Raw genomic sequence first — 23,886 nt, 5'->3', positions numbered from 1 at the left:
TGGAAATGTTTGAGGCGGTGCTATGATACTCATTGGGTACATAACTAAAATCTACGATGGATAAGAATATGACACAGCAGGACTTCCTGCGAGACGCGAAAGCTAAGCTGGGCTTGACGTGGGCCGACTTCGCACAGCGGATAGGAGCGCCAGAGACGACAATGCGAAAGTGGACACTGCCGGATGATGCAAAGGGCAATGCCCGTGAAATGCCGTCCACGGTGTGGGCGTTGGTCCGCGAAATTCTCGACCACGAGGCACTTAAAGCGCGGCATGAAAAGCTTTTGAGGAAAGTCGAGAAGAGTTGTTGACATACCCAATGGGTACTATATAATTAACTCATGGATCAGCGCATTGGGCGCGGCAAACACCGGAGTAAATCATGGCAACTTTCACCTTTCCAGTTCTCGGCATGTACACCGATCATAAAACCCCAGTTAGCGTCTGCGACGACTTCGGTAATCTTGTGCTGCAAACGGTGACCAATTGGAACTGGATTTATCAAAGCCATTTCCTCGAAGTCGCCTAACTCAACCGGCCTGCTACGGCGGGTCCAACTGAAGGAAAGTGGTTTCGCGGAGGCGAAACTGTATAAATTGTTTATGTCGGGAAAATCATGAAAAACAAGCCGTATTATCAGCATGGGTTTTGGTGGTGGTATAACCTCGACCGCAAGGACTGGTTCGTGGGTCCAAGCCCAAGCATCAGCAAGCCGGAATTCCGTACGGTTTGAAGGGAAAGCGCGATGACCACTGCAAATGCTACCAATGTGCATGATCTGCTGATGTCCTGCCCGGACGACCAGATCGTCCGTCTAAAAAACGCGTGGCAGGATGCCGCTGCTGGGGACTTGAAAGGGGCTGCGCACTGGCTCCGCAACGCGGCCAAGGATGGCGCCACGGCTTGGCATGATGAATGCGCTGTACTTGCCGTCGAACTCGACAATAAGTAAGGAATAGAACGATGACCCCCACGTTCATTGCGTTAGAAAAAGCTGGCCGGAAGTCGTCCGGCCGGAATGGCGATCACGGCAGAATCGCGCACGCTCTTGAAGTAAAAGAGGGGCAGCGGGAAAGGGACTTGGAGGGTAGTACAGCGTCCGCGTTATGCGGCGCGGCGCCTACCGGTCGTGGCAGCTGGAGTGCGTATCAGTCGGATGCGGTCACGTGTCCGAAGTGCTTGCAAAAATTGACCGCTGTAGCGGCGCTGAACTGACAAGGAAAACCATGAGTATTTTTCACGACGAAGCAGCAATGGCCCACGGTGCCGGTAACCCGAAATGGATGGTCGAGTACCGTGATGCAGAAGGCGGCAACTCAGTACAGATCGAGGTCGGCGCCACGGACCGCGAGCAAGCCATCAACAAGGCTACGCAGCGCCTCAATACCGCTGACGTTCGGAAGCCGGCGCGTGCACTGTACTTTCAGTCCGCTAACCGCATCTGATCCCGGAAAATGCGGGTTTCGCGGAGGCGAAACTGTATAAATCGTTTATAGGGAAAACACATGAAGATTACGGTTGAAGTCACGAAGGCCGAGCTTGAAGAGATGTACTGTGAGTCGGTTGAAGAATTCGCTGAGCAACTGCGTCATCAGCTTGACGATGCAATCTCTGATGACGAAGGCGGGGCGGGCGACTGGATAGTCGAATATGACCTCGAAGTGACTATCATCTGATCAGGAAAAATTATGTGCAACGACTGCGGGCTATTAGTGGGCGCCGATATGATGGTAGGAGTGTACGACGACAACGGATGCGTCCTTCGAATCGGTCATGCTGGCCCGCACGAGTTCGTTGCACGTGACGGTACGGCGTGGCAGTGGGAAACGGACTGGGCCTGTGACTGTGAGCAGTGCAGACAAGATGATGGGGATTCGTGCGTGCTGTATTGGCAGAAGGCTAAAGATGAGGACACAGCCACCTCGACACAACCGGCTTAACGGCCAAGGAAAACCCGCGCTTTGGCGCCCGCACCTGGCCGGCCGCCAGCATAAAACAAGATAGGAATTTCCGATGAGCGAAGCATTGAACGAAACTGAACAGACCGCGCTGCGTGCAGCGTCAGAAGCGTTCGTACTAATTCGCATGCTGACAGCACGTCCAATGTCGCCTGAGGCCCAGCAGATTATTCACGACATGGCCGACGCCTTCCATAACGTGCCGGAACAGTGCGCGGGCGGAGCGGAGCAGCGAAAAGCGAATGCGTTTTTGATCCAGGCGGCTGTGCGCAACGGGGTAAAAGCGTACAACAAGCACGGGTTGGCAAGTCGCCATCTGCCCACGGCCGTCTAACTCCCGGAGAATTCCGTGACGCATTTGGTATTCAAAAATGGCGTGCAAGTGACGTGCTGCCCAAAGTGTAAAAGCGATGATTATTATGTCGAAGTCATCGTCTCTGGTCGGTCGTCGTGGCGGAGAAGCTTGGCTACTGGTAAGGACAGTGACAATTCTGGATTCTGGGATCATGTCGATACCAAAGACCTAAAGACCGCGTTTTGCGGTGACTGCCATGAAAAACTAGGGACCGTCAAAGACGGTCCTGCCGCATAGGAAAATTATGAACGTCAACGAAGCAAAAAAGAAGTTTGGTGAACCGTTGTCAGCAATCGAAGACCGACGTGAAGCTGAGCACGCGCACTATCTCCGCGTCGAGGAAGCGGTCGGTCATTCGAGTCTGGCCGAAATTCAAGCGTACTACGCTAGCCTTCATGGGATGCTGGTTGAGGACGTTGTTCTCGATCAGAGATTTCCGTGGAATGCGAACTATCAGTATGGAGACGCAGCAAACTGCTGCGCCAGTTGCAAAGAACTGGAAATGGCGATTACGTGCAATATCGTAAGCAAAGACAGCCCGATGGCGCAGTGGTTTCCACAACTGGCGTTTGCACTGCCGAACGACCCGGCGACTAATCGAACCTGACTAAATAAAACCGCGCCCTTCGGGGCGCACTACCTCGGAAAACGAATATGAGCATTTATACCATTCCAATAAATCAGCTTCGCGTGTCGATGGTGTTAGCCGAAGTCGGTGCCGCAATGCACGAGTTGGCAGGGCATGAAGGCGCAATTTTCAGGTTGGGCCTGTCCCTAAAGCATCAAGCTGGGGTTTTTGAGATGACAGGGCCAGATCAACAAGAGGGATTGGCGCAAGTCCTGCAAGCAGTAAAAGATGCCCGAGAAGAAGCACGCTTGAACCCGCTATCTTGCCGCGCCTAATTGGTATCGGAAAATAGGGATGCGTACGATCGACATTCAACAGCACCTGTCACCTGTTCTCGCGGCACTTCTTCTCAAGGAGTTCACCGATGAACAGTTCGGCGATTGGCTCATGCAGGGTACGCTTTGTGCGGACCGCGATTCGAAAAAAATCGCGCGCTTCATTCTGGCGCTGGAAGAACATCGGCTTGAACTGCACGGCGACGCGGAGCAGGATGTGTTTTGCTCCGTGATGTTGGTCTACCTGGAGGCGCTTCTGGACCCCGGTGTGGACGCACTGAAGCGCTCGGGAATCGAGGCGACGGCATCGGCAGCAACTACTACCTGGCGTAGTATGGGCGATGAACAACGCACAGCGCTATGGCAAGAAGCTGGCAAGCTGCACGCCTCCATCTTGCCGCTGATTCAATAGGAAAAATATGAAGATAGCTATTTTTGTAGTCATCGCTGTGGTTCTCTGTGGTTTTGCCTATTTAGTAACTATGGAGCCTAAAAAGCGATATCCGTTGTCGTTTCGTGTCAAACGCGGTCCAACCGAAGCATACGAGGCTAAAGGTCTGACTGAGGTAACTGACTATCTTAGTGCTCACGGATTCCTAGCGGGGTCGCCGGAATGGGAAGCTGCTCTTGCCGGGAAACCGTTCGTGGTTGATGGCACAACCATGCAATTTATACCGATCAAATTCAGGCCGTGACTCAGGCCGTCTCAACGACAAGGAAAACACGTCGTGGTGATACCGTAGCTGGCCGGTCGCCAGCAGACAAAAAAAAGAGGGAACACCGATGAGTGCAGCACTGAACGAGCCAGTAATTTACGGAAATTTCGATCCGCGCAAGATGGGTCCTAGTCGCCTTGGCAAGCGATCCCATCTCGATATTGCCTTCGATAAAGCGGTGGCAGACACCCACGCCAAGGCAGGCGATGTGTTGGAAGTAGATGTAACCGGCAAGGCCCAAATCGTCGCGCACGATCCAAGCTCTACAGAAATAGTTGTGGCGTTTCATACGCCAGAAGGTGCGTCAAAACCGTAGCTCAGGTAACCACGGAAAATGGGTTTCGCGGAGGCGAAACTGTATAAACCGTTTATAAGGAAAAATGATGGACAACGCCTCAGAACCCAAGGCAGGAGACTCAGTTTGGCCGCTGGTCATACGTGTAACTGCTTACGCACTAGCGACTGCCTTGCTTGCATACGCCGGTCTTTGTATATACAGGGGTACTGATTCGGCATTGGCTAAATTTTTCAGCGATCTTTTCAGTAACAATCCTGGGGAAATCCGCAGTGGACCACTATCGCTTTTCGACTCCCTGCTGACACTACTACAGTGGGGCATTCCCGCAGCGCTCATAACAGGGCAAGCTCGGCGGCTCGCTCGACGTATTGAGATTGGGACTTCACGCTTCCGGCGCGAGGAACAAGTTGAACGACGGCTTGATCGCCTCAAATGGGCAAAGCAAGAACGGGCGCTGCGGGAGCGTCCAGTGAAAAAGTCTAGCGGCACTGTTAGCGCAGTAGTACTGGGCTGGATTATTGGGAAACTTTGGTAGATCGAGGAAAAATCCCGCGCTTCGGCGCCCGCTACCTGGACGGCCTTTAGGGCGATGAAAGCAAATATGGAAAATATTAGAAAAATTGTACGTGTAATCCCAATTGATTCTCCGCACGTTATTCAACCATGCCTGATAGCTCTTTGCGACGATGGGACGTTGTGGACAATAGAAAACGCAACCGAAAACTCAAAGTGGCAAAGAATTCCAGACATTCCTCAAGATGCCGGTGCAATTTAACCTGCGCGATCTGATCGAGAAAAATATGGCACCCATGAACCGCACCCCTGACCAAGCCTACCGTGAATTGAAGACGTCGGCCGACAAGCTACTCGTTGCAGCGTTGGCTTTTTCGCCAAAGCCAAGTATGGAAGATGGTCCCGGTGCGCTGGCACTACCTGGACTATTGGCTGCGCTTCGATCAGCAGCCGATGACCTGGCCGCCGTGAAGCGTGACCACGAAACCACTTAACAGGAAATCATGCCAAACGCTATTGACCATGAACCTTGTCCCCGGTGTGGAAAACAACCAGTGGCGACAAAGGGTAAGACGTACTGGACCGCCAGGTGCGAAGAAAGTAAGCATGTCATGCATCCGGTCGCGGCCACGCCAATGCGGACCAAGACGGCGGCGCTGGAAGCGTGGGATGAGGATGTTAAGTACGACCGGATCGGATAGGAAAATATGTTGAAAGAGTGGTTCTATATCTTGTTTAAAAAACCTGTCGAGGTATGCGGCAAATTCGGACACCCAGGGCATCTAACTGAGATTACGGGGCCGTGTCCGCGATGCGGTTGGAAGTTCCCATCAAGAAAACCTAAACCAGAAAATTAGTTTCACGGAAGCGAAACTGTATAAATCGTTTATATGGGGATAGTTGATGAGTGCGATTGAAAAAGTTGCAGCACAAATTGGCATCCGTCGGTCGGACGACGTTCGAGACCCTCGTTTTCACAGTGTAGGTACTGTTGGCATAACTTTGGCCGACTTAGTAAGTCTGGAGCGCGAGCTACGCCGGGAAATTGCAAACTCAATTTGGTCTGCGCCGGTCGCTTGTAATGCCACGCCGACGCTGTTTGAACTCGCCGAACACGAAGTAGCACGCTTGGAATCTGTCGTCAGCAGTTTGAACCGCAAAGCTCGCAGCGGTTCGCCAGTTGATGTCCAAACTCTAGGAGAACGCAGCGGGGAACTCGATGCGGCAAAAGCTCGCTTAGCTGAGATGCAGCTACCGCTCGCTGTTTGATCAATTTATCAAGGAAATTGCCTTGGCGCTGCGGCGCCCCGATCCGGCCGGCGCCGGCATGACGAAAGCGGCCAGGCCGCGAGGAAAATTGATTTTGACAGAACCGAAGAAAGTCCCCACCCTGGGCCGTCCAGTCACCGGCACCGCCAAGACCTCAACCGAGCGCGGCAAAGCCGCTGACGAGGCGCTGGTGGCCTCAGGCGGCATGATACTGAACAAGCTGCGCCTTTCGCCCGAAGCTGCGGCAGCGCTGAAACAGTTGATCGATTCGGATGGTACAGCGCGGGATGCGATTCAGCAGGCGTTGATTGACCGGGCGAAGAAAGTTTAATTTATCGTTGCGCGCAACGATAAATAGCGTATAATGGTGTTCATGGGCGGCGCAATGTGCGCGGCGAAACTGGAGAAGATCATGGAAGCAATTCAAGACTACGCAGGCCAGCAAAACAAGATAGCTTTCATACGCGGCACGGCATTGAATGAAATCGAAGCACTGCTTACCTTCGACATGGATGTTATCGATATGCGTACGTGCATCGCTCGCATTCTCGCCGACTGCAAAGCAAGGCTCGACGCCTAAATCAACCCGCGCCCTTCGGGGCGCTACCTCGGAAAATGACCTGGCGCTGCGGCGCCCCGATCCGGCCGGCGCCGACGTAACAGAAGCGGCTAGGCCGCAGGGAAAAATCGTATGAATATCGATATCTATCAGAGCAACAGCAATCCAGCGAAGTTCATGTCGGTGGCTGCCGGGGTACCACCGTCCAGCTTCAAAGTGCCGGATACGGACTATGTTTCGGTCAGGCGGTGGAAGACGAATATCGATCTAGCCGTTGATCGGTTCGTACTCGACTCCGCAGCAGCAGAAGCGGCGATTCAAGCTGTAGGCTTCTACCTGCATGCCATATCGACGCCATAGGAAAATGGTTTCGCGGTGGCGAAACTGTATAAATTATTTATACCGGAAAAGATATGGACATACTTAAACTGAAGCACTCCCTAACCTTGACATTGTTTTGCTGTCTGCTTAGCGCCTGTTGGGATCACCCTCACGAGCTAGAAATGCAAAAAACATACGAGAGAAAAATGCAACAAGCAAAAAAGATCGCCGACCCTTGGGAACGCTTCATTGGACTATCGGCAGATGTCGATCCAAACGCTTGGGCCCGCGCTTGGCCGGACGAAACAGATGACCAAGCAAAATGGGCGGCTGCGACGTATCTCGCACTTGAAGAAGCTATCCGAAAGCGCGATCAACGCGCTTTTGACTACGTTGGGAAAGGTGCATATGGCACATACGCGTCGCTACGAGCGTTACGCGCAGAGATACCTGCTCAGGCCGATGATCTGGAACGGTTAAAGGCCGAATGTGACAAAGCTGGCATTGCAATATCAAGGGAGTTTCTGGAGTCCCTCACGCGCGGCGCCGCAGCGGTGAAGATCTCCGCTTGCAGCGATAAAGTACAGGCCGATAATGAGGCAGTGCGTCGTGAGAGTGTACTTGCAGCAGCTAAATCTGGAAGCGCAAAATAGAATTCTTGCGATGTCAAGATGGTTCTAGGAAAAATATGAGTAACCCACTAAATCAACTGCTAGCCGCCGCGCACAACCCAGTGGATGCCTCAGCGCGAGCACTCGATGTCGGTGCATTGGCGGCCGATTTCGTCGCCTCCGCTAACGCGCTGGTGAAAGTATTGCAGTCCGAAGCTAGCGTATTGCGGTCCGCAGGAACGCTTTCTTCTGACCCCAAAGCCGTTGCGCTCGCCCGTGATTTTGCGTACATCGACGCACTGATTCAAGCCACAACCAAAGCCACTACGGCTACCTGGGCGCGACTTCATGATAGGTAAGCGGTATCACATCTAACTGACCGGAAAATGGTTTCGCGGAGGCGAAACTGTATAAATCGTTTATAGGAAATTTATGGACACGACATTGAGCATGATCCGCGCCCTAAAGGAGCAGCAAGTTCGGAACGACGCGTACGCGGAGGCCGAGCTGGTCGCTTCTCGGGCGGAAGGCGCGCAAGCGCTGCGAGACGCGATGAGGCGAGGCGACGCTATTTTGGTGTTGGATGAGGCGTCGAACAATCGCCTTTACAACGCCTTTGCAGTCGGGTGGAATTCAGAGCGAGAACTGGCAGACGTGAAATGATAGGGAAAATGAGGTGTCATCGATGAGCAGTTCGCTATATCTCGGTTGTCATAAAACTAGGCAGTACGTCCATGTGTCAGAGTCATCCGGCGGTGGCTGGTTCAGAGGGGCGAACTGGAGCGTCCTTGTCGGCGCTTTCTGCAGAGTCCACCACGATGAGGTTTTGGTGCCGATGGGGGAGGAGGAAATAGAGGAAACGGGAGGCGACTCCTGGAACCCCATTGATCCATATCGGGAGTGGACCCCGGAAACCTTTGAAGCGCTAGCGGCAGAATTAGTGACAGACGAATACACCGCCTCTTACATCCCCGAAATGGTCCAGTACGTGAAGCAGCATTTGGCTGAATAGCAATCGATCTTATGCCGTTTCGCATCCGTGAATCAATAAAGGAAAAAATCGTGCAACTGAGGCTCAGAGTATTTGATCAAGACGGCGATCCGTTCATTATTCCCGGTGAGGTGGTCGCGTCGAAATTTAAGAAGCACCAGTTCGCTGTGCACAAGTCTATCTCGCTTGGGGACAACCTGTGGGTGGTCTCGCATGTCGAAAGTGGACTTGCAGCGGCTACTGCGGGGACAAAAGAAACGACTGTCCACGCGTTTGCAGAACGTATGAGAGATATGACGCTCGCAAAGCTGGAAACGGCAATCAAGGATGGCAACGCAACGCGAATGAAGCTGGCCTTGGCCAAAATATAGGAAACGAAATGCGAAAGCTACTTTACGCAGATATGGTTAAGCTCCTTAACTTGGCCGCTGAGCGTGCGAACTTAGATGCAACAATCTGTTTGGCCCGTGCCGCTGACACACCAATACCCCCAAACCACAGCATCTACGATAATCGTAAGCGCGTCGAGCTTCAGATTGCGCATCTGCTCGAAAGCTCGTCGATGTAAGCCAAAGGAAATAATGAATTCACCAAAATCGCAGTATATGTCTCGCTGGACAGCAAAACAGGTCGTCATGGGAATCGGGGCGCTAGTTGTCGGAGTTGTGCTTGCAGTTTCGGGCATCGGTTATTGGTTTTTAGGAGCTATATTCTTATCAGTCACCGCCTTCGTATTTGGAACCTTGATCGCTGTTGTTGGAGTGCTTATACTGACTCCAGACTCCGGCTCAGGAAGTAGGCGCTATGGAATGTATACGAGCACACCAGAGCCCGGTGTTATTTACATGTATGACGAAAGAGCTTTTGACGGCATTCCAAGTGTGGATACCGCAACCCGGATTTTGGCTGATATTCAGGCCGACAGGGCATTTCTGCATCCCATTTCTGACCCAGGCGCCTTAGACCGACTGAAAGACATTATTGCAGGGCGCAATGTGGACCCAAGTTCGTGGAACACTCCTGCTGCTGAAATGAACTCCCAAAGGAAATGACAATGATCTTCACCCCACCAAACTGCCCAATATGTGGTCACTCGGCTACCGCACCAACGAGGCTGGGAATGAGCATACCCTACAGATGCACAAGTGAGACGTGCGGTTTTTCGTTCGGTCTAGTTATGTCAGATATCAGCCAATTTCAAAAATTATATGCAGAAAAGTCTGACTTCGTTTTGGCGAACCCAAATGTCAAGCTTTTCCACGTTCCCAATCAGTCGTAACCAGGAAGGAGAGATTTATGTTGGCATTCATTGTTGGATATGTGCTTGGTGCCAGTAAAGACGTTACCAAAGGGCACCTCGAAAAACCGGCGCAGCCGTGGCATCATAGCGGCTCCATGTTGCTGACCTAATTTCATGATCAAGACGAGTCTGTTTGCCGACCAAGAGCGCGAAGCCAAGCTGAACAAGCTTGGTGATGCGCTCAAGGTGATGGAGCAGCATGTCGACTTCCTCGCGCTTGCCGATGCGGTTGACGAAGCGGCTCCGCGTCCCGGCCGCGAACGCGGCGGGCGTCCTCCATTTCCGACCGAACTGATGGTTCGCGTCCTGCTGATCCAGCAGTTGTTCAACCTGAGCGATGAACAAATGGAATTCCAGTTGCTCGACCGCCTGAGCTTCCAGCGCTTTGTCGGACTGCGTTCCAGTAGTCAGATACCGGACCGGACAACGATCTGGACGTTCAAGGAGCGCCTGCTCAAGGCCGGTGCCTGCGAGAGTATCTTTGACGCCGTCAACCGCCAGCTTTCCAGGCATGGTTACATTGCGCGTTGCGGTCAGATGGTCGACGCGAGCATCGTGCAGACACCGAAGCAATCGATGAGCAAAGAGGAAAAGGCGCTCGTTGGAGAAGGTGCCATGCCAATCGACTGGAAGCCTGCGAAACGCCGGCAGAAAGACATGGACGCGCGCTGGACCAAGAAGCATGGCAAGTCCTACTTCGGCTACAAGGTATCGGCCAACGCAGACAAGCGTTACAAGCTGGTACGCAAGATCAAGGTCAGCACGGCCAGCGAGCATGACACCCTTCATTTCGAGGAGGTGCTCGACCCGTCGAATACCAATCGCAACGTCCTGGCAGATAAGGGCTACGTGGATGGCGCACGCGAGGACAGGTTGACACAGCAGGGATGGCGCATGCACATCCAGCGCAAAGGAAGCAAGGACAAGCCAATTTCGGAGACCCAGAAGCGGCGCAATACGCGCATCGCCAAGACCCGCGCCAGGATCGAGCATGTGTTTGCCGGCCTGGCCGAGATGGGCGGCAAGGGCCTGCGCACGATCGGATTGGCGCGCGCCACTTTGCAGCTCAATTGGAAGGTCGCCGCCTACAATTTGCGGCGCCTGGTCTACTTGAAGGAGGCCAGGGTCGAGGCGTTCTGACGCCCGCAGTCCGTCCGGACTGCACAAAACGAGGTTCAGCGCCCATAAAACGGGCGGGAAGCGGCTCGGTCTGACATCAAAAAACGCAACTGCCGGCATCGCGACCGGCGGTCACGCGAAATTTGCCGGTAATTCGAGGTGCCCCAAAGATGTAAGTTGGAAGACAATTGGAATCTTTATTCTCATACTTATGGCAATGAGTGGCGTAGGATGGTTGGTTATTGCGGGTTTGGGGCCGAATAGGGAAGTTGAACAGTGCGGTGGAAATGCTGTCATGGCGTTTCATTGTAATCTCATTGCAAAAGCTACAAAGTTCGGCGTGCTGTTATTGGGTACAGTTGCCGTAGTTACTTTGGTCTGGACTTTAATAGTCACCATGACCAAAAAGTGAACTTTAGTGATCGGAAAATATATGGAACAGGCTCACCACTACCAAAAATTGGAATTCTATTTGCTAGGAGAGCGCTTACGTAAGTTGTATCTCCAACTTGAAAAAGAAGGCAATGGAGGTAGCGATCAGCGATTGGCGCTTGAGTTGGACAATCGTATTGGGAAAATTCCTGTCCAGCATATCGAGGATTACATCGAAAGAGCAGAAGCGCTGCTGGCTCGATATGGATTATAGCCGCCAAGAAAAAGGGTGAGTTTCGCGGAGGCGAAACTGTATAAATCGTTTATGGAAAATAGGATGGAACCGTACCGATATCGTCTAAAATAGCGAAATCCCGAGCCACTTTGCGCACCGCACCGCACCGGCCGGAAGCCGGAGACTACTGAGAAAGATTAAAAATGAAATTGAAACTGCTGATCGCCACTCTGCTGGCCGCTACGGTATCAACGGCTCTCGCGAGCACCGACGTTATAACCTCCAATAAGGAATACAAGATAATGAACGCGTCCGCGCCTATCTTCACGCCGGTGAATGTGTGGAATGATGGCAAGCTCACCTTCATAGAACTGGCTAAGCCTTATCGGGGAGAAATCCCGGTAGTGTTTGCTCTGGCGAATGATGGTAGCCGCTCCTTAGTGAACTTCCAATGGGACGAGAAGAATTCCCGCTTAGTTGTGCAGCGCGTGCTGGACCGCGCAATCCTGGTAATCGGCGATAAGAGCGTTGTCGTCAGCCGTACGTAATCGACCTTAGGAATCCCATGAGCATATTACCTCCTTTTGCTTCATCCATTGATGCCAAAAAACGGGTTATCCAAATTCGCATTAAAGCGCCGGTGGCGTCAGGAAAATCAATAGTGTCTTCAATTATCGCAACCGCACTTCAAGAATTTGGTTTCGATGTAGCTTTGGATGATCCTGATGCGGTTGAATTTAATCATGATGGTACGAGAGCGCGTCAACTCGCGTATCAGCTTGCACAAAGAAAAATCATGATAGTTATCGTCGAGGACAGTCAATAAGAAAATCTCAGCTTTTTAGCAAGCTGAAATTGTATAAATATTTTATATGAAAAACATGAGCCAAAATATTTTAATAATAGTTGTGATGGCGCTTGCGGCTATCATCTTGGCGCAAGTATGGTTGAAAGGCAAGGGACGATCCGGCGCATATAGAGCACGTGCGCTGATGACACCCAACGAGGCCGAATTTTTTGGTCGGCTTGTAGCAGCCCTACCGGACCATTACATTTTCCCGCAGGTGGCAATGTCGGCTCTTATTGAGGCTGCGACCAACGATAAGAAGATAGCCCACAGTGATCGGTTGCGCATCGCGCAGCAGCGCGTGGATTACGTAGTGTGCGATAGATACTGTAAGGTCATCGCTGTCGTTGAACTGGACGACAGGACTCACTCGGCAAACAAGGACCAGACGCGTGATGCACGGCTAAAGCAAGGAGGTGTACGCACGGTGCGGTTCCAGTCAAAGAACAAGCCGAGCGTTGACGCTTTGCGCACTGCAATACTCCCGGAGGTTGCTGTGTCACAGGTCCAGCAGCCTATCGCCGCAAGTAAGTGAGAACGGAAAATGTCCTGGTGCTGAGGCGCCCCGATCCGGCCGGTAGCCGGTTCTTCACTCTGAAAGTTTTCTCTATGAATATCGAAATTTTCGTTGCAGTGGTCGCGGCCTTGATCACGTATCGCGTTCTCTCACCCTTGATCGACTCCTTCAATCCACTGGCTTATGCCACCAAAGCCAAAGTGTCCGAAGGCGTAGCGCGAAGCGCTGGCGCGGCCTCTGGAAACGCCCAGTGACTCATCGGAAAATTCGCGCTTCGGCGCCCGCCACTTGAACGGCTTCCAGGGTGAGGACGACCATATGAACATGAAATCTCAACATGACGCCTTTGAGGCATTTGTACGCAGCGGCGCAAGTCCTGTGCCGCCCAGTGAACTTGAAAGGCCGTTAGATGACGGTTCCTACCGCACGTCTGCTGCAAATGCCGGGTGGGCCTTCTGGCAGGCTGCGCAAGCGGAGCTGCAATGTGTGGAATTTGGCGAGCCGTATATCCTGACGAAGGGCTACCAAGAAAAGTCAGCCTTTCCTCAAGTTTGACCCAGCGGCTTAACCGCCGAAGAAAATGGTTTCGCGGAGGCGAAACTGTATAAATCGTTTATAAAGAAAATTTCTATGAGTGATCCAAAAGAAGCTGCCGCACAGGAAGCGCTTAAAGTCGCCCTACTGGCATTAGCTCGTGCAGGCGAACTGTGTGAGATTGCAGGGTATGGAAGCCAGATCACATGCCCATTGGCGGATGCTCAGCGCGAGACGAACTATGCGCTGGCTACGGCCCTCGGCCGTAATTAGAATCTACGGAAAATTTATCATTACCCGAGGTGGTATGAATGCAGTCGAAATTAACGGTGACCTTGCCATCGCCGCAATGAAGCGAGCTCAGCTGCTAATGGTACTCTACGGTGTGTGCGAGATTGTGTACTTCGTGTTGGCTTTCGCGATTCGTCCAGACAATGAAAGCAGTCGAATCGTGAACGCGGTACAGGAACCGATTTCCTTACTGTTTTTAGCTGGTGCCGTTCTCAGCACATTAGGCATTGCCTGGAATGCTTGGATATGGTGGCGCGCATATAGTAGGCCAGAAGTTTACTTTGATTAGGAATTCCCGCGCTACTTAGCGCACCGTACGGCCGGACTGCCAGAATTTTAATGAGGAGTATCAATGACAGCAGCAACTCTTGATAGCCCGCTTCGCAGCGGCAACCGCACAATCATTACCGTTACTGTTCACGGTAAGGATGGAGGCGACCGGAAAAATTATTCGATCAGAGAGTCCGGCCTGATCAAATTATTCTTGGCTGTTACAGCCGTAGTGGCAGCTATCTCGATAGGTGGCGGTGAGCTTGATAGATGGGAAAAGCGGAACAAGGCAGATGCGCTTAAGCCGAAAATGGAGGAGCTAGCCAATAAGGGTCACGACGAGGCAGCACTTTGGATGATGAAGCATTATTGGACAAGCAACAAACAACGCTTGGCCGCACTAGCTACTAAGGGAAATCCAGAAGCGATGCTTCAACAAGGTTTCATCCAGTTGGAAAGCGGCGATAAAGCAGGCGGCATGGGCTGGATCGAAAAAGCTGCTGCTGTTGGCAATGCCGACGCCATACGGTTCATAGAACACACAAAGAAAGAGTAACTCAGAAAGTCGGAGTAAATAAACGTCAACGCGTTGTTGGCTCAGCAAGAAGTTATAACTATTTTTATATCGAGAAAATGTATGAAACAAATTGACCTGTCCAACATGTCGCTTAATGAATTGAAACAATTGAATACCGCTGTCGAGAAGGCAATCGACGCAGGCGCCGCGCAGCAGTTGAGCGATGCGCGTGCGCAAATCGCTGAAATCGCCAAGAACGTTGGAATGTCGCTAAAAGATTTAATCACAATGAAAGCCGTGTTAACAAAAAACTCCGTTGCTATCAAATATCGCGATCCAACAAATCCGAAGAATGAGTGGACGGGTCGCGGGCGCGCACCACATTGGGTGGCCGCGATGCGTGAAGCAGGAACACTTGATAAAGCTTTGGTCTAATTCAAATCAAAAAGTTTTTAGTGAAACCGAATCTCTCGATACCTACAACGTCGATGAAGATAGATTAATTTACGCGTCGTCGTGCGCCCGCTGCTGACCGGTAGTCAGCTTTAGGAAAGTTAAATGAAGATTGTTCAAATCATGCCCGCTTCGGATTGGTATTTCAAGCACGATTCTACAGTTTGGAACATTGCTGCATTCGGCCTCACTGACGATGGAGAGACAATTGGCTTGGTCGGCGCTGGTAGTGACGGCACTCTGAAAATTGTCCCTACCCGGACAAATGGCGTCTATCTATCTTCATCGACGCCAACTTAATGAAGCAGAGATCGAAGCGGCCGATAAGAAACGTTAGGAAGCCACTGATTTATCAGTTTCTTTGAAGATCGCTAGTCTAAATGGTTGCATCTGATTCCAGCGCCGTCGATAACGGCGGCGTAACGACCCCCAGAAGGCTCCCTGGCGCCGCAATGGCGGTCAATCGACACTTGCATGCGTCGGCCAGCATTAGCGGTGTACAAGCCCTCTACGCCGTCCGTCGCATTGGTGTCACCTGGCAGCTGCGCGCGCGGCCGCGGCGACACCAACAGCATGGTGCCAAATCCACGCGCCAGGTGCGGCTGCGGTGACACCAATTGTCACTTTTCGAAATTGATGCGACTGCCTATCACTCTACGCCCGGCGAGATCGCGCGTAATCGGAAATAGATGCGACAGTTTTGCGTCTAATAGCTGCGACTCTCCCCAGGAGAGTGGAAATAGACGCGACTGCCTCAAACTTCGATTACTCGGCACCGCTCACGTGCGTTTCCTCAAGTTCCTTAAGATGGGCCTCATGAAGCCCAATTAGCTCACGCAGCTCGTCCACACACTGCTGCGCATCCTCCGCAGCATCCGGTGATGCAGCATATGTCAGCGCCTCTTCTAGATACCTCTCAAATGATGATATCGACCTCTTGATGTCTTCGACCTGCTCACCGACAGTCAACGGATTTTCATCGTCATCGTCCTGGCCGACCATGTTATGCAACGGCGTATTCATGTTTGGTTCGCTTTCCGTTAGTTCCGTCTGTAATTTAGAGAATGTCGCATTTAATTCAAAAAGTCACACCAATGTTCAAAATCTACACCCTAACGTCCCATCTCAGTGCAGTGACGCCAGTACTAGTTTCGCCTCCGCGAAACTAGTTCGTCAAGAATTAATAAATACCCGTGGGACCATCATAATCTAGCGGCAAGTTTTTTAATATTTCCTGCATTTTTTTCTGCGATTCCAAAACACGCATATTCGTGTCCATGGTTTCTAAATCTGGTACATCGTCACGTGTTGCTGCACAGCCAGATAGGAAGAGCGCAATAACTAGTGCAAAGATTTTCATCTTATAATATCTCATGATGGATTATGGTTAAATGACAGCAGTTTCGCGGAGGCGAAACTACTATATTTTTATGGTATGAGAGGAAGTATAGATTCTTGTACGGCGATCGAATGGTAAGCTCGATCCAATACGCCGCCCTCGCCATGCATCATCGGAAATTGCGCGACAAAAGGCAATGCATCGCGCTCGCGTTGAATATTAGCCTTGAGTGCAGCCCTTACTTCATACCATTGTTCAGGCGTTAAAGCCGCTGATTTTACATGCTCAGGATTGGTGCCGAGGAGGGCGCTCAAATTATCAAAGATTTTCATTTCTCTCTCATCACGAAGTTGGTAATATTTTTTATTGCGCCGTTGTGCGGACCCCTCTAAGCCACGTCCAGGCTGGGGCAAGAATCGGCGCAAGGATTAATGCGACTAGCGAGAAATACATGCCAGCGATAGCGAAAATACATGCTACAGCAAACCAAGTCCCGAATGGCATATACCGGCTGGATTCTCCTTCAGATATAACACTACGCACCGCATCGGCTGGCAATGTTACTTCCCCAAGCTGCGATGTAGTTATAACGGCATCGCCTGATAGGAAACGATGTGAGATCGAACCAAAAAGTCTGCATTCCTTCGGGGCGGTTAGGGACGTGGGGCATTTGTCTGCGGATAGAAAGATATCAGCGTTCGATGTAATCAGCATTGCAGCATTAGCCCGAAATGTGGCCTGTATCCAAATTGGCATCAGCAACCACACCACAATAAGCCTGATTATGACATTTAGCATCATTTCCCCTTGTGCTAGTTAATAGAATCACTGGCGAATCTTGTGCCATTTTTTGACCCCAATATCTAGAGAAAGTTCCTTTAGTTTTGCTTCCGTAAAACCCTTAGTTAATCTGTCTACACGGTCATCATCTAAGAAATTGAATGGTCGAGCAGTCGAGCGACGAATCGGAGACAGTACCTTAGACTTTTTCATATATTCCTTTCAGCGCACGTGATAAACATCGAGATGAGCAGGCTAGGGGGCTTCTTTCTTTTCCTTCGCATCTAGTAGAACAAAGACTGCGATGGCAAAAGTAAATGTGCCGTAAGTTGTGAAAATTCGTGTCCACCAATAAAGCGGCGTCAACATGGCCCAAACTGTCAACGCCAACGATATCACCGCGAATCCGATCCGTAATACCCGGCTGGGGATAAGGCGACAACAAATGAAAGCCAGAAATACGCCTATAACTAGCCCGGATAGCAATGCTGGCCAAATTGGTGTGCCAGGAGGAGCTAAATAACTCAAGAGCACACCGCTATTTCGGATCATATTGCCCTTAAGCCACGCGGCACTATTCCCATCGCAGTCACTTTAACCCCGTGCGTTTGTTCTGATTTATGCGCCGCAGTAATTATTTTTTCCGCGCTTGGAAACGCTTTCTGAAAATCAGGTGTTTTGGCCCATTCTGCCAGTCCATCGACCTTGTAAAAATAGCGAACATTAAATTCATTGCCGCCGGATTCGGGCAGTGCATCCCAGCGGATAACCTTCGCTACAGATTTTTTCCCGTAACAAAGATCACCCTTCACCTTTGGCGAAGAACCTGACAATGCAGCATGCTGCGGTACTTCGTCACGGAAAAACTTTTTCCCTTCGTCAGTGAGCGAATAGCTACGAATACGAAACTTGCGCCCGGTAGGCTGCTTACCTAGCATTTGGTCAACTTCGCTATCGGACTTGATTACCAACCCCAAAGACGCTAATACGGTCATCTGGTGCGCAATGCCCGCAGGCATAGTCGCTTCAATATTCATATCATGCTCTCCAACCTCCACAGGCCATTTCGGCAGCATCAGGCAGAGATCACCAGTTTTCGCCAAATACTTATCAACGGCAGCGGCCATAGTCTCATCGTTCACATCCTGTTTCTTATCTCCGCATCCAGTCAATGCAAGCGCGCTTGCAATTGCCAAGCAGGCGATGTTTTTACTTGATTTAATATTCATATTTCTGTCCCCATTTAGTTACATTGACATTGGCGAGCTTAGTTTTTAAGCTCAACCCGTATAAATTTACCACGCGCCACCATTTTCATTTTGTCAGAATTTCGACGTTGCTGAAATTTACTCGACTGCTCTTTTTTCTCGACAACTACCAAGCCAGAAGCAATAAACGCTGGTACAAGTTCAGCGGGGGATAAATACCAATTTCCTTGAAAAAATACTTGCGCCGATTTACTTGCGGCTGTCTCAGTGCAATGCAATACAGGTAAAGACTTCATCAGAACTCCAACATTTCTATGTGCAAATAAGTAAAGCTAAGATATTTAAATGTGAAAGCCATTTTTCCATAAGTATATCGACATAGTCAAGGCATTTAACTTGTCAATAGTCGGGAGTAGGGGGAGGGTGTTTGGTGTCAGATTATGCCAGCCTGGCAGGGGCATTTGACACCATTGGAGCAATTTCGCGGAGGCGAAACTTTTAACGGTCAAGTTCGATATCATCCTTTGCCGCCTCCTTGCCAACCCGCCCGGTTTGCACGTCAAAAAGTGCTTGGTTCCGTGAAATTGGTTCCGACCGCCCAGCTTGCATGAGTTCGCGCACTTCGGCGGCAAGCTCGCGATCACCGGATTTTTCCAAGCTGGATGCAACTTTGTCCCAACCAGCAAGGTGAACTTGGCGATTGCGCTCGATTTTTTCATGAGCAGGATTAGCCGGGCGCTTGTTAGTCGCCACAGCACCATCCAGTTCGTTTTTAAGCTTCAGGTAGACGTCGGGGACGCGTGGGGCAGGGTATGGGCCCACAAATGCCTTGGCGGGGGCTGTAGCGGCCCGCAGCGCCCGTTTTTCCAGCTTGGCCTGCGCCCGGTCGGCATCGTAGACAGCCGAGGTAGGATTGTCAGCCCTGATCTGACGAACAACGGGATGCTCCGCCTTTTTGTGATTGAAGCGGTGACGGCGCTCACTCGCAGCGGCATCAACGCCCTGTTCACGCAGTTTGTCGGCAAAACCTTGCCGCCACCTGAATAGATCATCCTTGCGAGGACTTAACCGCGCCTCGTCTGCTCGATCTATGTCACGTGTGCTTACGCACACGTGCACATGGCTATGATCCGTGTCGTGATGCTGCGCCATGACATAGCGTCGGTTTGAAAACTCCTCTTGGCAAAACTGGGCAACCGCGTCACGTACAGCTTTCTCACTTGTCCCAGGGGGCATTGAAAACATGACGTGAAGAAATTCGCGTTTCTTGCCCTCGTCCGGGATCTGAGAAGCCTTTAGCTGTTCGCGCAAACCCCGCACCTCCGCAAGTCCCTTGATAGAGTGGCCGGTTTCATCGACCAGCTCAACCTGGCCATTTCGCGAAATGTACTCAAGATGGTTTTTAACGGTTTTCATGCCTTTGCTTGAACCGGTAATTTTTACCATCACCTCCGGAGCTTTGCGAATGACGCTCTTGATGTTTTTCGCCTTTGCGCCAGCCGAAAATTTTGCTCCGCCCCGGCTGGCCGGGCCCGACCCGCCGCCCGAGCGAACGCGATCGCGCTTAGCGCCTTGCGTCGACGCGGCTTTCTGCTGACGGACGCGAAAACCCTTTTCAAACCACGAATCTATGGAATCAAATGAAGACATAAAAATCTCGGAGATGGTGTCACCGCAGTGCCGGCGCCGGCGCCGGCCGGCGCCGAGCGTGACACCATGGTGGCAACTTCACCGCGCCGGCGCGCGGGGAGTGTCACCAATTGAAATAACAGCCAGCCTACAGCGACAATTCCGACGTATCGCGCTTTTGGGTAGCTTCCTTCGACGCTGTTTGCTGCTCGCTCTTAATTTGCGGATCAGGGAGCGCCTTGACCATGGCGGGGTCGCGCATGGACACATCGAACTTGGTAAGCGATTCATCCTTCACCGCTTGCGGCGCATCTTTATCACGTTCAATGACAAGGGCGCGATAGAACGCAATCTTGGAAAGCTCCTCCATTGAATACCTGTCCATACCCGGTTTTTCCTGCAACTCCCGCATGTTCACTGTAGTATTTTGGGCCGCAGTCGAAGCGGTGGCCGCTTGATTTTTGTTGAGGTCATGCCTTGGCGCGGCCACCGGCTGTTCAAGCGTTTTGCGATCCTTAGCACGATCCTGCATCGGGGTAATGCTGTTGGTGGCGCGCTCCATCGTCAAGGTTTTCAGTTCGATCAAATCCTTTTCCCGAGGCGTAAAACCTTGGGTTTTGATGCCCTGTGATTCCGCTTGCAACCACGCTTCACGCCTGAATTCTTGCGAGCCGGTCAACTTCAAACTGTCCCATTGTTTGGCTTTTGCATACGCTACCATATCGGCAATAGCGGCCTTATCAGTGGTCGATGTCGCCAGCTTTTCGCCCTGATCGTGAAACATCATCCGGCTAGTTTCTTTCGCATAAAACTTGCCGTCTTGTTCCGTATAATTTTGGGTAATTCGACGCGGGATGATAAATTCTCCGCGCTCCAATTCGCCGCCCTTGCGCCGCACATCAACAGAGTTATCAGCCGTGTCCTCACGGTCAACCATCTTGTTTGCTGCTACTGTCCTTGCGACGGACGTCGGCTCTCTATCGATGGCTGGTGCGGGTTTGTCATCTTCGCTAATGCTACTAGGCTTCTCCCCGGCTTCTTGAGATAGTCCAGTAGCGGCAGCAAGCGCCTCGCGGCGCTTGCTTTCCGCCAGTACGGCCGCTTCCTCTTGCTCACTACTGTTACGGCCTGGCGGTACTTCTGCCGCAGGCACAACGCGTTCAGCGACCGGCGCTGAGCGTGTTGCGCTTTCTTGAACCTGGGCCGGACGCGTAAGCGTCGCGGAAATCACGGAGCGCGTTTCTTCAATGTATTTTTCGGAAATGCCTACAAGCTGCTTATCTACCAGCGGCTCAATACGCTGCATTATCTCGCCATCGGCAAGAATGGCTTTCAAATCAGCCGGGGCATTTTCCGTATTCTTCGTGATTTTTTCAGGCGTCAGATTGACATTAGAACCGATGAATTCGGCCACTTTGCGCGCATCCTCTCTATCTTGTGTGGCTGGCCGGATACGATGCAATTCGGACTGTTCGGCTACAAGCGCCTCTGCTTCTTTCACTACACCCTGAGCATCACTGCGCCCAGCGGCCACCGCCATAACGGCTTTTGTTTCAGCGATATAGGCGCTATTAATGCCGCTCAGCTTCTGGTTTACATCTTTCTCAATCGCCTTCATTCTGTCCTTATCGGCCAGCAGCGATTGCAACTCAGGCGGCGAATTCCGCACGTTTTCCGTAATTTTTTCTGGCGTCCGGTTAATATTCTTTGCAATGAAATCCGCGACGACTTGCGCTTCCGCAGAAACTACGCGCTCAACAACGGGTGTTAATTGCACTTCGCTTTCTCGCCCCTGGGGGCCGACAGAAGCACCACCTGGCAGAGGCACGGCAGAAAGCGCAGCCTCACGACGTTTTTGCTCTTCCAATGCATCAGCAGCTTCTTTCACGGCTTGTTGCAACAGCACCGGCGAATGGTTTTCCATCGCTTGACTATACGCCGGGCTAACATTTGCACTTACCGCGATCTCCTCACGGAATTTTTCCGCGCCGCCTTTATCCCCCATTTTAGAAATTGCCGCATGCACGTCTGTATCAATTTGAGCTTGTGAAAACGCTTGGTCAGTCGTCCATGTTTTAGCAAGATCGACCCGCATTACATTTGGGGCCGCTGATTGAATAGAAGCTTCCGCCATGAATTTTTGATAATCACCAGTATTCATCGTGGTACTTGTTAAAGCCTCGTCACGCCCTGCTTCGCGATTCAGTTCAGCATCAAGCCCCTCATCACGTAGCTTGAAAACATAATCCCGCACCTGCGGATCGGTATCCAAGGTGCGCGTATAGTGATGCATGTCTGAATCCAAGTGACGCTCATACTTATGATTTTCCACCATCGCCAATGCGGCAAATTCCTTGCGAGCGGGGTCAACGATCTCTTTCAAGTCTTCGATGTCTTTCCGGGCCCAATCTACAATACTGGTCTCGTCGTAGTCCTTCCCTGCGCCAGTACGGGACACGATTGCAAGCATACGGGCCTTATCGTTCGCCTCTTGGCTTACGACGGGCTCCGCCGAGCGAGGTTGAAGGGACTCTGGCATGGGCCTACCTGCATAAGTATTTTTCTGCCATACATCAACAGCGCGCTCGGGAGAAAAGCGATTAAGCCTGGCTAAGTCAGATTCAACCGATGAATCCACCTCAACGGTGTCCATTTCCTTCAATCGGACTGCCAATGACTTTTCAATCTCACCGTAAAAGCCATCAATAAATTCCTTGCTTCCTTCGCGAGAATCGGGCGGAAGACCCTTTCCGAAAGTGGCCTCATCACCCATCCCGATCTTAGATGTTGCGCCCCAAGTCACGGCGCTATTATTGGGCAAGTTCTCTATAACCTGTGGACGACTACGGCCGTCAATCTTAGCGTAAGCTTCCCCGGCCTCCCTAGGGTCATCAAACTCTTGAATCCCACCCTTTAAACCAGTCGTATAAATATTGAAACGTGCCATAACTTACTCCTTAAAGTCCAAGTGATTTTAAAACGGCTAGGCCGCGATCCACAGCCATGATAGCATCGACTCCCACTTTAGGCTCCGTTGCTAAACGGGTCCATTCGGTTATATAAACCTCTGCCAATTCCGGAGAATTTCGGAACGCAATTGCGGTTTCCGCATTCCGCAAGTTAGCCGACGATGTGTAATTGAAACTACCCAATTGCACATGCGTGCCGTCCGCAACCATGAACTTATGATGCATAGCCGCATAGTTTTCCGAACGGAAAACAGGAATATCTTGCGAGCTAAGATAATCAACCGCTTTATACCCGCCCTGCTCGTCAGAGTTTTGATGATGATCGACTACCACACGAACATCAACGCCTCGCCGCTTAGCATCGACCAGGGCCATAGCAATCTCTTTACTCGTGAAGCTGTAAGCCGCTACATAAATTTTCTCTTGTGCCTCAAGGATTAAGGACATCACCACTTCCAGCGCATTTCGCTGTGGCGAGAAACCCACTTCAAAAGTTGCCCCCGGCGAGAATACCTGCGGCTTTACAGCACCGGCAAAAAAGATGGCCGGCGGCTGTTGAACACACTCTATCGTGTTATACAGCTCGAATTGGACAGGAACTGGTGGCGTCGGCAGGTCGGCCCTTGCTTTGAAGATTTCTTCTTCATACCAGAAGATTTTGTCGACTAACGCAGGCGCCATATTTTCCATACTGACGATTTCCTTCCTCATCCCAATGGCTTTAACTTCTTGCGGCATTAAAACAGCACGCTTCTGGTCACTAATCGACTCAGAACGCCCACTCTTGCCCGAAAGTTGACGCGACGTCGAACGTCCCTTTTCAGTCATATACCCGATCATTTCAGAGTATTCTTTTGCGTCATCGTCATCCCGAGGCGCGTAGATGACTTGTAAGGCCATGTTGGTGAGTAACGTCTGTGCTCCCGTTTCATCGTACAGACGTTTATCCTTAACCTGTGACTTACTTTGAAACACCAGAAGAAGTCTCATATTATATCCAGCCATAAACGCC

41 protein-coding genes are annotated in these 23,886 nt (G+C 51.4%); 33 read left to right on the top strand and 8 right to left on the bottom strand.

The genetic code is table 11. The annotated features are described in order from the left end of the window. Window positions 1-68: 68 nt before the first annotated feature. From RBA41_RS31295 to RBA41_RS31135, 33 genes are all read left to right on the top strand, one after another. On the top strand, window positions 69-311 hold the full coding sequence (locus RBA41_RS31295; RefSeq protein ID WP_306628261.1) for a hypothetical protein: 243 nt from the start codon (window positions 69-71) through the stop codon (window positions 309-311). A gap of 71 nt (window positions 312-382) precedes the next feature. After that, on the top strand, window positions 383-529 hold the full coding sequence (locus RBA41_RS31290) for a hypothetical protein (protein ID WP_306628260.1): 147 nt from the start codon (window positions 383-385) through the stop codon (window positions 527-529). 216 nt (window positions 530-745) lie between these two features. Beyond that, window positions 746-952: a hypothetical protein gene (locus RBA41_RS31285; RefSeq protein ID WP_306628259.1), complete on the top strand. Its 207-nt coding sequence runs from the start codon at window positions 746-748 to the stop codon at window positions 950-952. A 274-nt stretch (window positions 953-1,226) separates the two neighbouring features. Continuing rightward, window positions 1,227-1,445, top strand: coding sequence for a hypothetical protein (locus RBA41_RS31280; RefSeq protein WP_306628258.1), 219 nt, complete (start codon window positions 1,227-1,229; stop codon window positions 1,443-1,445). A gap of 60 nt (window positions 1,446-1,505) precedes the next feature. After that, a complete protein-coding gene (locus RBA41_RS31275) occupies window positions 1,506-1,676 on the top strand; it encodes a hypothetical protein (RefSeq protein ID WP_306628257.1) in 171 nt (56 codons plus the stop codon). 337 nt (window positions 1,677-2,013) lie between these two features. Continuing rightward, a complete protein-coding gene (locus RBA41_RS31270; RefSeq protein ID WP_306628256.1) occupies window positions 2,014-2,292 on the top strand; it encodes a hypothetical protein in 279 nt (92 codons plus the stop codon). A gap of 265 nt (window positions 2,293-2,557) precedes the next feature. Continuing rightward, window positions 2,558-2,920 (top strand): hypothetical protein, encoded by a 363-nt coding sequence (locus RBA41_RS31265; RefSeq protein ID WP_306628255.1) that lies wholly within the window; start codon window positions 2,558-2,560, stop codon window positions 2,918-2,920. Between the two features lie 47 nt (window positions 2,921-2,967). After that, window positions 2,968-3,216 carry a hypothetical protein gene (locus tag RBA41_RS31260; RefSeq protein WP_306628254.1) on the top strand — a complete coding sequence of 83 codons (249 nt, stop codon included), beginning with the start codon at window positions 2,968-2,970 and terminating at the stop codon, window positions 3,214-3,216. Window positions 3,217-3,235: 19 nt separating this feature from the next. Next, entirely contained in the window at window positions 3,236-3,628 is a 393-nt protein-coding gene (locus tag RBA41_RS31255; RefSeq protein ID WP_306628253.1) for a hypothetical protein, read from the top strand. Window positions 3,629-3,635: 7 nt separating this feature from the next. Continuing rightward, window positions 3,636-3,911, top strand: a complete 276-nt coding sequence (locus RBA41_RS31250; RefSeq protein WP_306628252.1) for a hypothetical protein — start codon at window positions 3,636-3,638, stop codon at window positions 3,909-3,911. Window positions 3,912-3,999: 88 nt separating this feature from the next. After that, on the top strand, window positions 4,000-4,248 hold the full coding sequence (locus RBA41_RS31245) for a hypothetical protein (protein ID WP_306628251.1): 249 nt from the start codon (window positions 4,000-4,002) through the stop codon (window positions 4,246-4,248). A gap of 746 nt (window positions 4,249-4,994) precedes the next feature. Then, window positions 4,995-5,237, top strand: coding sequence for a hypothetical protein (locus RBA41_RS31240; RefSeq protein WP_306628250.1), 243 nt, complete (start codon window positions 4,995-4,997; stop codon window positions 5,235-5,237). A 409-nt stretch (window positions 5,238-5,646) separates the two neighbouring features. After that, entirely contained in the window at window positions 5,647-6,012 is a 366-nt protein-coding gene (locus RBA41_RS31235) for a hypothetical protein (protein WP_306628249.1), read from the top strand. A 22-nt stretch (window positions 6,013-6,034) separates the two neighbouring features. After that, a complete protein-coding gene (locus RBA41_RS31230) occupies window positions 6,035-6,343 on the top strand; it encodes a hypothetical protein (RefSeq protein ID WP_306628248.1) in 309 nt (102 codons plus the stop codon). Between the two features lie 81 nt (window positions 6,344-6,424). Beyond that, the gene (locus tag RBA41_RS31225; protein ID WP_306628247.1) at window positions 6,425-6,592 is read left to right on the top strand and encodes a hypothetical protein; all 168 of its coding nucleotides are present in this window, start codon (window positions 6,425-6,427) and stop codon (window positions 6,590-6,592) included. Window positions 6,593-6,703: 111 nt separating this feature from the next. Beyond that, window positions 6,704-6,931 (top strand): hypothetical protein, encoded by a 228-nt coding sequence (locus RBA41_RS31220; protein WP_306628246.1) that lies wholly within the window; start codon window positions 6,704-6,706, stop codon window positions 6,929-6,931. Between the two features lie 53 nt (window positions 6,932-6,984). After that, on the top strand, window positions 6,985-7,545 hold the full coding sequence (locus RBA41_RS31215; RefSeq protein ID WP_306628245.1) for a hypothetical protein: 561 nt from the start codon (window positions 6,985-6,987) through the stop codon (window positions 7,543-7,545). A 35-nt stretch (window positions 7,546-7,580) separates the two neighbouring features. After that, a complete protein-coding gene (locus RBA41_RS31210; protein ID WP_306628244.1) occupies window positions 7,581-7,862 on the top strand; it encodes a hypothetical protein in 282 nt (93 codons plus the stop codon). A 73-nt stretch (window positions 7,863-7,935) separates the two neighbouring features. Then, window positions 7,936-8,166: a hypothetical protein gene (locus RBA41_RS31205; protein WP_306628243.1), complete on the top strand. Its 231-nt coding sequence runs from the start codon at window positions 7,936-7,938 to the stop codon at window positions 8,164-8,166. A gap of 360 nt (window positions 8,167-8,526) precedes the next feature. Continuing rightward, window positions 8,527-8,865: a hypothetical protein gene (locus RBA41_RS31200; RefSeq protein ID WP_306628242.1), complete on the top strand. Its 339-nt coding sequence runs from the start codon at window positions 8,527-8,529 to the stop codon at window positions 8,863-8,865. 210 nt (window positions 8,866-9,075) lie between these two features. Further along, complete coding sequence (locus RBA41_RS31195) at window positions 9,076-9,546, top strand: hypothetical protein (protein WP_306628241.1); 471 nt, start codon at window positions 9,076-9,078, stop codon at window positions 9,544-9,546. A gap of 362 nt (window positions 9,547-9,908) precedes the next feature. Continuing rightward, window positions 9,909-10,934, top strand: coding sequence for an IS5 family transposase (locus tag RBA41_RS31190; RefSeq protein ID WP_306628240.1), 1,026 nt, complete (start codon window positions 9,909-9,911; stop codon window positions 10,932-10,934). 412 nt (window positions 10,935-11,346) lie between these two features. After that, window positions 11,347-11,559: a hypothetical protein gene (locus RBA41_RS31185; RefSeq protein WP_306628239.1), complete on the top strand. Its 213-nt coding sequence runs from the start codon at window positions 11,347-11,349 to the stop codon at window positions 11,557-11,559. Window positions 11,560-11,723: 164 nt separating this feature from the next. After that, window positions 11,724-12,068, top strand: coding sequence for a TrbG/VirB9 family P-type conjugative transfer protein (locus RBA41_RS31180; RefSeq protein WP_306628238.1), 345 nt, complete (start codon window positions 11,724-11,726; stop codon window positions 12,066-12,068). Between the two features lie 17 nt (window positions 12,069-12,085). Further along, entirely contained in the window at window positions 12,086-12,346 is a 261-nt protein-coding gene (locus RBA41_RS31175; RefSeq protein ID WP_306628237.1) for a hypothetical protein, read from the top strand. A gap of 55 nt (window positions 12,347-12,401) precedes the next feature. After that, window positions 12,402-12,902: a DUF2726 domain-containing protein gene (locus RBA41_RS31170; RefSeq protein WP_306628236.1), complete on the top strand. Its 501-nt coding sequence runs from the start codon at window positions 12,402-12,404 to the stop codon at window positions 12,900-12,902. A 74-nt stretch (window positions 12,903-12,976) separates the two neighbouring features. Continuing rightward, complete coding sequence (locus RBA41_RS31165; RefSeq protein WP_306628235.1) at window positions 12,977-13,138, top strand: hypothetical protein; 162 nt, start codon at window positions 12,977-12,979, stop codon at window positions 13,136-13,138. A gap of 64 nt (window positions 13,139-13,202) precedes the next feature. Continuing rightward, on the top strand, window positions 13,203-13,439 hold the full coding sequence (locus RBA41_RS31160) for a hypothetical protein (RefSeq protein WP_306628234.1): 237 nt from the start codon (window positions 13,203-13,205) through the stop codon (window positions 13,437-13,439). A 75-nt stretch (window positions 13,440-13,514) separates the two neighbouring features. Continuing rightward, on the top strand, window positions 13,515-13,691 hold the full coding sequence (locus RBA41_RS31155) for a hypothetical protein (RefSeq protein ID WP_306628233.1): 177 nt from the start codon (window positions 13,515-13,517) through the stop codon (window positions 13,689-13,691). A 34-nt stretch (window positions 13,692-13,725) separates the two neighbouring features. Then, window positions 13,726-13,998 carry a hypothetical protein gene (locus tag RBA41_RS31150; RefSeq protein WP_306628232.1) on the top strand — a complete coding sequence of 91 codons (273 nt, stop codon included), beginning with the start codon at window positions 13,726-13,728 and terminating at the stop codon, window positions 13,996-13,998. A 63-nt stretch (window positions 13,999-14,061) separates the two neighbouring features. Continuing rightward, entirely contained in the window at window positions 14,062-14,535 is a 474-nt protein-coding gene (locus tag RBA41_RS31145; protein WP_306628231.1) for a hypothetical protein, read from the top strand. 81 nt (window positions 14,536-14,616) lie between these two features. Continuing rightward, window positions 14,617-14,931: an H-NS histone family protein gene (locus tag RBA41_RS31140; RefSeq protein ID WP_306628230.1), complete on the top strand. Its 315-nt coding sequence runs from the start codon at window positions 14,617-14,619 to the stop codon at window positions 14,929-14,931. 123 nt (window positions 14,932-15,054) lie between these two features. Continuing rightward, entirely contained in the window at window positions 15,055-15,249 is a 195-nt protein-coding gene (locus RBA41_RS31135; RefSeq protein WP_306628229.1) for a hypothetical protein, read from the top strand. 465 nt (window positions 15,250-15,714) lie between these two features. Here RBA41_RS31135 and RBA41_RS31130 read toward each other — a convergent pair whose 3' ends face one another. The 8 genes from RBA41_RS31130 to RBA41_RS31095 form a co-directional block, all read right to left on the bottom strand. Further along, window positions 15,715-15,972, bottom strand: coding sequence for a hypothetical protein (locus tag RBA41_RS31130; RefSeq protein ID WP_166895643.1), 258 nt, complete (start codon window positions 15,970-15,972; stop codon window positions 15,715-15,717). A 157-nt stretch (window positions 15,973-16,129) separates the two neighbouring features. Next, window positions 16,130-16,309: a hypothetical protein gene (locus tag RBA41_RS31125; RefSeq protein ID WP_306628228.1), complete on the bottom strand. Its 180-nt coding sequence runs from the start codon at window positions 16,307-16,309 to the stop codon at window positions 16,130-16,132. A 68-nt stretch (window positions 16,310-16,377) separates the two neighbouring features. Continuing rightward, window positions 16,378-16,620, bottom strand: a complete 243-nt coding sequence (locus RBA41_RS31120) for a hypothetical protein (protein WP_306628227.1) — start codon at window positions 16,618-16,620, stop codon at window positions 16,378-16,380. Window positions 16,621-17,616: 996 nt separating this feature from the next. Then, window positions 17,617-18,297, bottom strand: a complete 681-nt coding sequence (locus RBA41_RS31115; protein WP_306628226.1) for an SEN1982 family lipoprotein — start codon at window positions 18,295-18,297, stop codon at window positions 17,617-17,619. 38 nt (window positions 18,298-18,335) lie between these two features. Next, window positions 18,336-18,572: a hypothetical protein gene (locus RBA41_RS31110; RefSeq protein ID WP_306628225.1), complete on the bottom strand. Its 237-nt coding sequence runs from the start codon at window positions 18,570-18,572 to the stop codon at window positions 18,336-18,338. Between the two features lie 202 nt (window positions 18,573-18,774). Next, window positions 18,775-19,926 carry a relaxase/mobilization nuclease domain-containing protein gene (locus RBA41_RS31105; protein WP_306628224.1) on the bottom strand — a complete coding sequence of 384 codons (1,152 nt, stop codon included), beginning with the start codon at window positions 19,924-19,926 and terminating at the stop codon, window positions 18,775-18,777. A gap of 127 nt (window positions 19,927-20,053) precedes the next feature. After that, window positions 20,054-22,852, bottom strand: a complete 2,799-nt coding sequence (locus RBA41_RS31100; RefSeq protein WP_306628223.1) for an LPD7 domain-containing protein — start codon at window positions 22,850-22,852, stop codon at window positions 20,054-20,056. A 10-nt stretch (window positions 22,853-22,862) separates the two neighbouring features. Further along, on the bottom strand, window positions 22,863-23,886 hold a 1,024-nt coding region (locus RBA41_RS31095), incomplete at its 5' end, for a type IV secretory system conjugative DNA transfer family protein (RefSeq protein WP_306628222.1).

Source organism: Massilia scottii (assembly GCF_030846495.1).
Classification (GTDB): Bacteria; Pseudomonadota; Gammaproteobacteria; order Burkholderiales; family Burkholderiaceae_D; genus Telluria_A; species Telluria_A violaceinigra.
Note: the sequence above shows the minus strand (reverse complement) of the source record. Positions and strands in the feature narration are given on the sequence as shown.